The sequence below is a fragment of the Galbibacter orientalis DSM 19592 genome (genome assembly GCF_000260115.1).
GTDB lineage: Bacteria > Bacteroidota > Bacteroidia > Flavobacteriales > Flavobacteriaceae > Galbibacter > Galbibacter orientalis.
The window spans coordinates 3,725,753-3,737,946 of the sequence record NZ_JH651379.1; the positions used below are offsets into that span (position 1 = coordinate 3,725,753).

At 33.6% G+C, this 12,194-nt stretch carries 9 protein-coding genes; 7 read left to right on the forward strand and 2 right to left on the reverse strand.

The genetic code is table 11. From position 1 onward, the window contains the following. Positions 1-44: 44 nt before the first annotated feature. Both JOOMADRAFT_RS16285 and JOOMADRAFT_RS16290 read right to left on the reverse strand, forming a co-directional pair. On the reverse strand, positions 45-1,580 hold the full coding sequence (locus tag JOOMADRAFT_RS16285) for an alpha-L-fucosidase (RefSeq protein ID WP_008615291.1): 1,536 nt from the start codon (positions 1,578-1,580) through the stop codon (positions 45-47). Between the two features lie 128 nt (positions 1,581-1,708). Further along, positions 1,709-3,379 (reverse strand): sulfatase-like hydrolase/transferase, encoded by a 1,671-nt coding sequence (locus tag JOOMADRAFT_RS16290; protein ID WP_008615293.1) that lies wholly within the window; start codon positions 3,377-3,379, stop codon positions 1,709-1,711. 357 nt (positions 3,380-3,736) lie between these two features. On the opposite strand from JOOMADRAFT_RS16290, the gene JOOMADRAFT_RS16295 reads away from it, so the two are divergent. From JOOMADRAFT_RS16295 to JOOMADRAFT_RS16325, 7 genes are all read left to right on the forward strand, one after another. Next, positions 3,737-5,287, forward strand: a complete 1,551-nt coding sequence (locus JOOMADRAFT_RS16295) for an alpha-L-fucosidase (RefSeq protein ID WP_008615295.1) — start codon at positions 3,737-3,739, stop codon at positions 5,285-5,287. Between the two features lie 93 nt (positions 5,288-5,380). Next, entirely contained in the window at positions 5,381-6,388 is a 1,008-nt protein-coding gene (locus JOOMADRAFT_RS16300) for a zinc-binding alcohol dehydrogenase family protein (protein WP_008615297.1), read from the forward strand. A 1-nt stretch (position 6,389) separates the two neighbouring features. Further along, entirely contained in the window at positions 6,390-7,412 is a 1,023-nt protein-coding gene (locus JOOMADRAFT_RS16305) for a sugar kinase (protein WP_008615298.1), read from the forward strand. An 8-nt stretch (positions 7,413-7,420) separates the two neighbouring features. Beyond that, positions 7,421-8,095: a bifunctional 4-hydroxy-2-oxoglutarate aldolase/2-dehydro-3-deoxy-phosphogluconate aldolase gene (locus JOOMADRAFT_RS16310; RefSeq protein ID WP_008615300.1), complete on the forward strand. Its 675-nt coding sequence runs from the start codon at positions 7,421-7,423 to the stop codon at positions 8,093-8,095. 10 nt (positions 8,096-8,105) lie between these two features. Next, entirely contained in the window at positions 8,106-9,758 is a 1,653-nt protein-coding gene (locus tag JOOMADRAFT_RS16315; protein WP_008615302.1) for a UxaA family hydrolase, read from the forward strand. Between the two features lie 12 nt (positions 9,759-9,770). Beyond that, positions 9,771-11,237 (forward strand): tagaturonate reductase, encoded by a 1,467-nt coding sequence (locus JOOMADRAFT_RS16320; RefSeq protein WP_008615305.1) that lies wholly within the window; start codon positions 9,771-9,773, stop codon positions 11,235-11,237. Positions 11,238-11,366: 129 nt separating this feature from the next. Further along, the gene (locus JOOMADRAFT_RS16325; protein ID WP_008615308.1) at positions 11,367-12,194 is read left to right on the forward strand and encodes an amidohydrolase family protein; all 828 of its coding nucleotides are present in this window, start codon (positions 11,367-11,369) and stop codon (positions 12,192-12,194) included.

Sequence of the window (12,194 nt, forward strand, 5' to 3'; positions counted from 1 at the left end):
TTTAGAGATTAAAAAATCAAATGAAATATTAGCAGTAATGAGGATTATTCTTTAGTAGTTAGAATTTTAAAAGTATATGCATAATTCCCCACTTTATTCTCTGGCATTTTAATTCGTAAATTTTTAGTTGATTGACTATAATCGAGCTCCCCTTTAAATCCTAAAAGCTCGATATTTGTAATCTCTTTATTTAGATATGTATTATTTTTTTTCAAGGATTCGATTTCTACATATCCGTCTTCAGGCCAAGCTAATACTATTGCGTATAAAATACCATCCTTTGTGGTAAACCGAATATCTTTTTCTGTATTATCGGGATTCTGATGTTCACTTAAGTGCCCTTCTTTTACTGTTGCTTCCCCTTCTCCATAAATCTCCCAAGGTCTAGAGCCATAAATGGCTTCTCCATTAACCTTAAGCCATGCTCCTATTTCTAAAAGCCTTTCTTGCACGGGAAGCGGAATTTCTCCATTCGCCTTAGGAGTTATATTAAGTAATAAACAGCCATTTTTACTTACTACATCTACCAAAAAATCTACAATTCTATTAGCCGACTTATAATCTGGATTTTTAATATGGCTCCATGCCTTCCAATCTATAGAATCGTCGGTAAGCCAAGGGAATTCCTTTTTTTTGCTCATACGAGATCTTTCGAGATCTAAAACTGCAGTACCTTCTTCAAAATCATAAAACTTGTAAGTAGAAACGACTTCCTTTCCTTTTTGTGCTGCATTATTATAATAATAGCTCAAAAATTCTTTCCTATACTTCGCATCAATAACATCCATTTTATTATCGAACCATACCATATCTGGATTATATTTATCTACAATTTCTTTAAGACGTAACAACCACTCTTCATTAAATTCTTTATCTGCCAGAGGATAATATTTTTCTATTCCTTTATCTAAATCTGCTGTAGAAGGTGGATATTGAAAATCTCCTTTAGCGAGTAAAGGACCATATAATCCTGAATATTCAGGGTTGGACGCATCGGTAGTTTTATCCCAAGTAGGGTACCAACCAAGCAGCCATTGCCTATGATAAGTAGCGATAAACTTCATCCCTCGTTCACGGATAGCTTCCGACAATTCTCCCATAATATCACGCTTAGGACCCATATCTACAGCATCCCACTTTGTAATATCACTATCCCACATTGCAAATCCATCTGCATGCTCAGATACAGGTCCTGCAAACTTAGCCCCTGCTTTTTCAAATAATTCTGCCCAGGCATCTGGGTCGAACTTTTCGGCTTTAAACATTGGAATAAAGTCTTTATAACCAAAACTATCAAGACTCCCATATTTCTCTAAATGGTGTTCATAATATTTTTTCCCATTTGGGTATTCTAGATTGTTCTCATTTACATACATCCAATGAGAATACCATTCATTTTCAAATTCAGGAACAGAATACGGTCCCCAATGACAATAAATTCCGAACTTTGCATCTTTAAACCATGTTGGAGTTTCATGTTTTTTTAAAGACTCCCATGTTGGTTGATATTTCTCTTGCGCATTTGTAAGCATACTAGATAACAATAGTATGCCTAAAATAAATCCATTAAATTTTATCATATATATTTATTAAATATTAATTATATTAGGTCTGCCACTAGTTTCATAAGTTTCTAAGTCGTTCTTTAAACTGTTTTGAAATACTTAAACATCTGATAGACATTAAAACATTAGAAAAAACTGCTACATTATTCTAATTGCAGTTTATTATTAGATTCAAACTGGCTCTCTACAGTATATCTTACTACTTTGGGTTTCCCTTCACCCCTAGCCTGTTTTATTGCTTTACTCCATGCTAATTTTAAGGTTGCTAATATTTCGCTATAATTCGATTGCTTTATAAGATTTACTTGCTCTGTTGGATCGTTCTCTAAATCGTATAACTCTTCATACACGGGTTGTTCCCCATTTAAAGGAGCGGTTACATAATCTCTGTAAATTGCAATATCGCTATCGTGAACTGTATAGAGCATTTTAGCTTCTGGCAAACCTAACTCTTCAGCTGTTTTGATTTTCTTGGAGGCTGGAAATGTAGTATTGGCATAATACCTTATATACTTATATTTCTTATTCTGAATAGCTTCACATCGAGGGTTTCCAAATTGTGTAGACCAAAGGTTCTCTGTGAATATATATTCTCGAATTTCCGATTTTTTATCATTTAATAAAGGAGAGATATCTATACCCTGAAAGGTAGTTGCCTTTTCTATACCTGCTAGAGAAAGTATAGTCGGCGCAATATCAATGCTCTGTACAAGCGCATCCTTCTGTTTTCCTTTTAATTTTCGTGGTAAGCGCGGATCTAAAATTAGTAAAGGAACATGCGTTGTTTTCTCATAACATAAGGCCTTTCCTCCAATACCATTCTCTCCCATAAACAAACCATGATCTGAAGTGAAAATAATTATAGTATTTTCATCTATTCCCATAGTTTCCAATTTTGTTCTTAAATCCCCCACCAATCTATCAATCCCAGTCATAGCTTCAAGTTGTCTAATATACCGTTCTTTTAAAGTACTAGGTCTATCTACATAATCGTAAATATCTTGACGCTCTTCTACTTTTAATAAATCTGCTGGTAATTTTGGATTCTCTATAGCTTCTTTTGCTAAATAATTATCTGGAAGTGGTATTTCTATATCTCTATATAATGTTCTATAAATACTATCATCTGTAGCTCTCATTTCCATAGTGCTTGTACTCGCCCCATGTGGAAGATTAAAGTTAACAGACAATATAAAAGGTTGATCTTTAGGTCGGTTCTCTAAAAAATGGAGAGCTCCTTCTAATCGTCTACTATTAGAGTCTAAAAAATCGTTCACTCCTTCTTGTACAATTTCTATTTGTGTATCGGCTTCTGCATCTTTAAATATTTCATGATTCTCCTTTGGGTAAAAACCTAAATGTCCGTGTCCAGCATACCAATAATCAAAACTCTCTTCCATCAGTCCACTTGCATACCCTCCATGTCCAACAGGTGCATGATTTTTACCAACCCATCCCGTATAATAGCCTTTATCTCGCATTATTACAGGATACGATTTCTCCCATGCCTCTGGGGCTACACTAGTACCCGAATTAAAATTTACATTATGTTTTCTCTCATATTGACTCAGTAAAATAGAAACTCTACTAGGCGTGCATATTGCACTAGTAACATGTGCATTTGTAAATAACACCCCTTCGGTAGCCATTTTATCAATATTAGGAGTATGCACAATCTCATTTCCTGTGCACCCCAAATAACCATAAGATTGGTCATCGGTTAGTATAAATACAAAATTTGGTCGATCCTGAGAGAATCCTATAAATGAAAATATACTTATAAAAAGTCCAATTAAGAATTTATATTTCTTCATCGCTGGTGATTGGTTTATTACAATTAATATCTGATAGGTTTTTTTTAATTAGGGTATGAAAGCTACAAGAATACAAGGTCGTTTCAAAACCACTTGAAGATATGTGTTACAAATGGAAACATATGTTTTAGTGATAAGGCGAAAGTCAATTATCTAAAGTTGATAGTAAACCATTATAAAGCAACCTCTACACTACCATTAAGTATAAGAAGATATAAAAGAAGTCTTTTTAACTATCGAGTACTTACCCATATGTTTCAATATTTAGAACATCTGTTACCCGCATGTTAATAAGTAGTAAATAGCTTTGTGGTATATGTATTAACATAAATAATAGTCAAACATAAATAATAATAAATGAGGTTTTTTAATAGCTGTTGCCTTTTAACCCTTTGTACACTTTCACTACTCTCATGTGGAGATGGCGCAAAGAAGTCTCCCATAAAGGAGAGTCAAGATGACGAATTGTCTAATACTACTAAGAAAGTGTTTGAGCCTAATTGGGAATCTATTGAAAAAAACTATAAAGATCCAGCATGGTTTAATAATCAAAAATTCGGAATCTTTATCCATTGGGGAGTTTATTCTGTACCGGCTTATGGCTCTGAATGGTATCCTAGACAAATGTATATGGATACTGCAACCTTTACAGCACAATTAAAACTACAAAAAACAGGACCTAATGAAACATATCTCCATCATAAAAAAACATGGGGAGATCAAAAAGAATTTGGGTATAAGGATTTTGTTCCAATGTTTAAAGCCGAAAAATTTGATCCTAAAGAATGGATAACACTATTTAAGAAATCTGGAGCTAAATATGTTATTCCTGTTGCAGATCACCATGACGGATTTGCCATGTACGATGCAAAAACAACCAAATGGAACGCTGTGAATATGGGACCAAAAAGGGATGTTTTAGGAGAGCTATTTAAAGAAGGTAGAGAACAGGGACTTATTATGGGAGCCTCTTCTCATTATGCTTTTAATTGGTCTTTTTATAATAAGAAAGATAAATTTGACACTACAAATCCTAAATATGCCGATTTATATTCTCCAAAAGGAAAAGATATTAACGAACCTGTTTCTGAAGAGTTTAAAGAAATGTGGTGGAAACGTACCACCGATTTAATTGATAACTATAAACCTGAAATATTATGGTTTGATTTCTATCTAGATATCCCTGATTATGCTGATTTACGACCAAAAATCGCTGCTTATTATTACAATAAAGGAATTGAATGGGGAAAAGAGGTTGTTATAAATGATAAGAATTTTGACCATGAAGCTTTTCCAGAAGGAACTGTTATATATGATTTAGAACGTGGTAAACTGCCAGGGATTCGTAAACTGCCATGGCAAACAGATACCTCTATTGGTAAAAACTCTTGGTCTTATGTAACAAATTGGCAATCTAAATCTACAAACCAATTGATAGATGACTTGGTAGATGTTGTTTCTAAAAATGGAAATCTTTTATTAAATGTAGGTCCGAAAGCAGATGGTACAATTCCTGAAGATCAAAAAGAAATTCTATTACAAATAGGAGATTGGTTGGATGTAAATGGAGAAGCTATATACAACACTCACTATTGGGAAACTTTTGGTGAAGGTCCTACTAAAGTGAAAGAAGGACACCATTCAGAAAAAAACAATGCTCCTTTTACGGGGCAGGATATTCGTTTTACTACTAAAGATGCTAATCTTTATGCCATCTTAATGGCATGGCCTACCAAAAAGGATGTCGTTATAAAATCACTTAAAAATAAGTCTATTAAAAATGTAACGATGTTAGGTTCTACAGAAAAAATAAATTGGGAGCTTACAGAAAATGGTTTAAAAGTAGAAGTACCATCTATAATGCCAACAGATTATGCGCATACTTTTAAAATTGAGCTTACCCAATAAAAATATAGTTCAAGTTGTTATTGAATCATTTTAGTTAGTTTTCTAAAGAATACCCTTCCACGAGGGTATTCTTTAAATTTAAATCAAAGAATTATGAAATATATAGTTTGTGAAGAGCCTAAAAAATTCACTTTAAAAGAAAAAGACATTCCCGTAAGAAAGGAAGGAGAAGTGCTTTTAAAAATTACTAAAATTGGAATTTGCGGTACTGATTTACATGCCTATGCTGGAAATCAAGCTTTCTTCACATATCCCAGAATATTAGGTCATGAACTAGCTTCGCATGTAGTTGAGGTAGATTCAAAAAGTAAGCTTCAAAAAGGAGATAAAGTTGTTATTATGCCCTACTTAAGTTGTGGGACATGTATTGCTTGTAAAAATGGAAAGACTAATTGTTGCCAGAATATAAAAGTCTTTGGAGTACATACAGACGGAGGAATGCAAGAAAAAGTAGTACTTCCGGAAGCTGTTTTAATGCCTGCACCAAATTTAACAGATAATGAAATTGCAATTATAGAACCACTAGCAATTGGAGCACACGCACTAAGACGTGCTTCTATAAAGGCTAACGATACCATTGTGGTAGTTGGTTGTGGTCCGATAGGAATTGGAATTATAAAATTAGCGCAAATAAAAGGAGCTAAAGTAATAGCGATAGATACCAATGAAAACCGATTGCAATATGCTAAAGATACTATTGGTGCAGAATATGCTATAAATGCATTGAATAACCCTGCTGATAAAATAGCTGAAATTACAAATGGTGATATGGCAGATGCTGTATTCGATGCCACAGGGTTTAAGGGAGCTTTAGAAGCTGGCGTTGATTATATGGCGCATGGAGGAAGCTATGTATTAGTTGGATTATCTAAAGGAGATCTCACTTTTAATCATCCTAAAATACATGCAAAAGAAACAACATTACTTTGTAGTAGAAATGCTACTAGAGAAGATTTTCAATTTGTGATAGACCATATCAAAAATTTCCCTACGAATTCTTTCATTACGCATGAAGTAAATTTCGAAGACATGATTTCAAACTTTGATACTTGGTTAGATCCTCAAAATGGTGTAATTAAAGCGATGGTAAATATCTCATAATATGAAGAAAGTAGTAACATTCGGTGAAATTATGCTTCGGTTGTCTACAGAAAGGCATTTACGGTTTTCACAAGCCAATTCTTTTTTAGCAACCTATGGAGGAAGTGAATTTAATGTAGCAGTATCCCTGTCAAATTTCAAAATCAACACCGAGTTTGTTACCAGCATTCCTAATAATGAATTAGGAATGCGAACACTTGAAGAAATTAGGAAGAAGAATGTAGGCTCTCATTTTATTCAAAAACAAGGAAAACGTTTGGGAGTGTATTACCTTGAAACGGGAGCTGCTTCAAGAGGAAGTAGTGTTTTATATGATAGAGAAGATTCTTCTTTTACTACGCTTAAAACAGGAACAATAGATTGGGATACTATTTTTAAAAATGCAAGTTGGTTTCATTGGAGTGGAATCTCTCCCGGAGCTTCTGAAGCTGTTGCTAATGTTTGTTTGGAAGCGGTAAAAGCTGCTAAAAAAAGAGGCGTTAAAGTGTCTTGCGATTTAAACTACCGTTCCAAATTATGGAGCTATGGCAAAGAACCTGCCGAGATAATGCCAGAACTATTAAGATATAATGATCTTGTTTTAGGAGACATTGATACTGCGTGCTTAATGACGGGTATAGATAAAATAAACCCCGATTATAGCAATACCAAAGCATTACCACAAGTTTATAACTATTTTCTAAAGCATTTTCCAAATATTGAATTTATGGCAACCACACTTCGGTATTCTGTAAATGCTTCTCATCAAAAAATAGGAGGTATCTTCTACGATAAAAATAAAGCTTATATAGCTTCTCAAAGAGAGGTAATTCCTGTTGTTGATAGAGTTGGAAGCGGCGATGCTTTTATGGGAGGGCTTATTTATGGGCTTATAGCTAAGCCTTACAACTTCCAATATGCTATCGATTTTGCTGCCGCAGCATGTTGTTTAAAGCATTCTATTTCGGGAGATTATAATTTAGTAAGTGTTAGTGAAGTAGAAAATTTAATATTAGGAAATGAAGCTGCATTAGTGGCTCGATAAATATACACATGAAACACATAGACCGAACCAAAGTAGCAGATACTCTCTCAAACATAGGATTAGTTCCCCTATTTTATAATGAAGATACAGATACTGCAAAACAGATTCTAAAAGCCTGTTATAAGGGGGGTGCAAAAGCTGTGGAGTTTACTGCTCGTGGGAATCATGCCCATGAGGTTTTCTCAGCATTAATAAAATACTCAACGGAAGAATTTCCAGAAATGCTGTTGGGAGTAGGCTCTATAACAGATGCTGCAGCAGCTTCTTTATATATACAGTTGGGAGCAACGTTTATTGTAACTCCAGTACTTAGAGAAGATATTGCTAAAGTTTGTAACCGGAGAAAAGTACTATGGATGCCTGGATGTGGAAGCTTAACAGAAATAGGTACGGCAGAAGAACTAGGCTGTGAGATTATAAAATTGTTTCCAGGAGCTATTTATGGAGCCGAGTTTGTTAAAGCTATAAAAGGTCCTCAACCATGGACTAGAATTATGCCTACTGGAGGTGTTTCTACAGAAAAAGTAAATCTAGAAAAATGGTTTCAAGCTGGTGTTTGTTGCGTTGGAATGGGCTCCAATTTAATATTCAAAAATAAAAATAACGAATATGATTATTTAGAAATTGAAAATGTCATCCGCAAAACGATTCAATCTATTAATAAAATAAAATCTAATTTATAAATCAATTTTTATGCAATCCAGCTATGTTCAAATAGATCCTTTAGATAATATTATAGTGGCGATTACTGATCTTCCTGCGGGAACATTAGTCGAAATTAATAACCAAACCATTACATTAAAAGAGAATATCAAACAGAAGCACAAGTTTGCATTGAATGATCTTTCAATTGGAGCTAATATTTTTATGTATGGTGTTTTAGTGGGTGTTGCAACTCAAAATATTGATTCTGGTAGTGCAATAACCGTTTCCAATATAAAACATGCTGCTGCTGGATACAATAAACAAGAAAATTCATATCAGTGGAATCCTCCTTCCGTAGAAAAATTTAAGGAACTTACTTTTGATGGATACCATAGAAAAGATGGAAAAGTTGGAACCGCAAATTATTGGCTCGTAATTCCTTTGGTATTTTGTGAAAATAGAAATGTAGAACTGCTAGAAGCATCATTAAACGAAGCATTAGGGTATTCCGACAAAAAAGACATTTCTATAGACACTACAGCATTAATTAAAAAATACCAAGCAGGAGAAACTGAAACTTCTATTTACGAAACTCCAATACTCACTACTCAAAAGGAATTGAAAAAAAATAGGGTTTTTAAAAATGTAGATGGTATAAAATATTTAAAACACGATGGAGGCTGCGGAGGTATAAGGCAAGATGCTGAAGTTTTATGTAATTTATTAGCGGGTTATATAGCAAATGCAAATGTTGCAGGAGCTACAATACTAAGCTTAGGATGCCAGAATGCTCAAATGGAAATACTAGAAAAAGCTCTCGAAAAAATCAGTCCTAAAACAAAAAAAACTGTTCACTACCTTGAACAACAACAAAGTAGAAACGAACATAGTTTTATAGAAGAAGCTGTTAAACTAACCTTCTTAGGACTAATAGAGGCTAATAAAGTTAAACGAGAACCAGCACCTTTAAGTAAAATAAAATTGGGATTAGAGTGTGGAGGATCGGATGGTTTTTCTGGAATTTCTGCTAATCCTGCATTAGGGTATGCATCAGATTTATTAGTTGCATTAGGAGGAAGTCCTGTATTGGCCGAATTCCCAGAATTAAATGGAGTAGAACAAGAACTTATAAACAGATGTATCCGTGAAGAGGATGCACAAAAATTCACAAAACTTATGAGTTCCTACTCATCTGCAGCTGTTGCAGTAGGCTCAGGATTTGAAAATAATCCTTCTCCAGGAAATATTAAAGACGGACTAATAACTGATGCCATGAAATCGGCTGGTGCAGCAAAAAAAGGAGGAACCTCTCCAATTGTTGAAGTTTTAGATTACACCGAACAGGTAGAGAAACCAGGGTTAAATCTTTTATGTACCCCAGGAAATGATGTAGAAAGCACTACAGGTCTTGCTGGCTCTGGGTGTAATATTATAGTATTTACTACTGGATTGGGCACTCCCACTGGTAACCCAATTACTCCCATATTAAAATTAGCCAGTAATACAACTTTAGCTGAAAAAATGGACGATATCATAGATGTGAATACTGGAACCATTATTTCTGGCGAGGATACTATTGAATCTATGGGTGAAAAAATACTATTAAAAATTATAGAAGTGGCCAGTGGACGGATCGAAGTCAAGGCTGAAATTAATGGCAACAATGATTTCATTCCATGGAAAAGAGGAATTTCTTTATAAAATATAAAAAATATGACAGTTAAGAATATAGTTTCCGATAATACCACAAGAAAAAATCCTGTGAAAATTTTACAATTTGGAGGAGGAAATTTTGTGAGAGCTTTTATTGAAGATTTTGTTGAAGTTTTAAATGATAAAACTTTCTTTAACGGAAATATTATTATTGTAAAACCTACTAAAAATGGCGACTATTCAACACTAAAATCTCAAAACGGACATTATCATGTAGTTTTAGAAGGAATTAAAAATGACAAACCTGTATCTCAAACAAAATCGATAAAATCAATAAGTAATATTATACATTCTTATAATGAATATGATACTTACTTGGATACTGCCAAAATTCCCACTATTCGTTTTATTGTATCAAATACTACAGAATCTGGAATTGCTTATAATAACCAAGATAAATTTAAAGAGAGTCCTGCTGGTGAATTTCCAGCTAAATTAACACAATGGTTATATACAAGATATACTGCTTTTAATGGCGACCCAAGCAGAGGGTGTGTTTTTCTTCCTTGTGAGCTTATAGAAAATAATGGAGCACAACTCCAACAAGCAATTTTACAATATATAGATTTATGGCAGCTATCAAAAGATTTTAAAGAATGGATTCTAAATAGCAATCATTTTTGTAATACCCTCGTAGATCGAATAGTCTCTGGATATTCTGAAAAAATAGCCAACAATCTTTATAAAAAATCAGGAAATAAAGATGCGCTTTTGGTAGTTGGAGAAATATATCATAATTGGTTAATTGAAGGACCCGATTTTATTAGTAAGGAGCTTCCTTTCTCGGAAACTGATCTTGATGTGAAATTTGTAAACGACTTAACACCCTACAGAAAATTAAAGGTTAGGGTTCTTAATGGTGCCCATACAGCTATGGTGCCTGTGGCCTACTTAGCGGGAGTTTCTACGGTAAGAGAAGTTATGGAACAGAAAGAATTATCCAAGTACATACACGATTTTCTCACGCAAGAAGTTATGCCAATTATGAATAATGATTTTTCAGAAAAAGAAATTCAAGACTTTATAACGGGTGTCATAACTAGATTTAAAAATCCCTATTTAGAACATAAATTACTTAGTATTTCTTTAAATAGTATTACCAAATTTAATACACGCCTACTTCCTACTCTTATAGAATACTATGAGCAGAAAAATGCACTTCCTAATCATATTATTTTTTCACTTGCAGCTTTACTAGTATTTTATAAAGGAAAATTTAAAGGAAAGGAAATACCTATTAAAGACGATGAAAAATATATTCTGTTTATAAAAAAACAATGGAAGGATTTTGATGAAGATCAAATAAATATTGAAAAGTTTGTTAATAATGTAATTAGTAATAAACTTTTATTTCAAGCTGATTTAACACAAATTAGAGGCTTTTCTTCTCTGTTATCTCAATACATTTTGGCTATTGTAGAAAATGGTGTTCTGAATAGCTTAAAGCATGTAAAACCAACCCCCTAGAGGTCAGCTTGCTAAGTATTCAAAGAAAAAAACATAACTCATTTCGACATCAGCCTGCCATAGCATTTAAGACAGGCGGAACGTCGGGGGAATTAGGCCCTAATTGAGGAATTTTTAAAAAAATGTAATATGATTATAGATTCGCACCAACATTTTTGGCAATATGAAGTAGAAAAACATTCGTGGATAGATGATTCTATGAAGACTATTCGACGTGACTTTTTACCTGCAGACCTTAAACCAATCTACAAGCAAAATGATGTTGAAGGTTGTGTTGCTGTACAAGCTGATCAAACATTAGAAGAGAACGATTTCCTTTTAGATCTAGCAAAAAAGAATAGTTTTATAAAAGGTATTGTAGGATGGTTGGATCTTCAGGATAAAAAAGTTACAATTACCATGGAAAAATATGCATCTGAAACTTTATTTAAAGGCGTTAGACATATTATTCAAGGTGAAGATGACCCAAATTTCATTCTTAGAGAATCGTTTAACAATGGAATTTCACTTTTAGAAAAGAACAATCTAACATACGATATTCTAGTTTACCCACATCAGTTAGGAGCTACTTTAGAGTTTGTAGAAAAATTTCCTAATCAAAAGTTTGTAATAGACCATATTGCAAAACCTTATATAAAAGATGGATATTATAGTGGATGGTCCACTTTAATAAAAGCCATTTCAAAACACGAAAATGTGTATTGCAAATTATCTGGTATGGTTACGGAGGCCGATTATAACAATTGGAGCTACGAACAAATAACACCATATATGGAGTTAATATTAGAAAGTTTCGGTCCAAAACGGATCATGTTTGGATCCGATTGGCCAGTGTGTTTAGTTGCTGGAAATTATACCCAAATAAAAGATTTAGTCTCCCAATTTATAGCTCGCCTCTCTCCTACAGAACAAGCAGCATTTTGGAGTACAAACGCGATAAAATTTTATAATTTATAA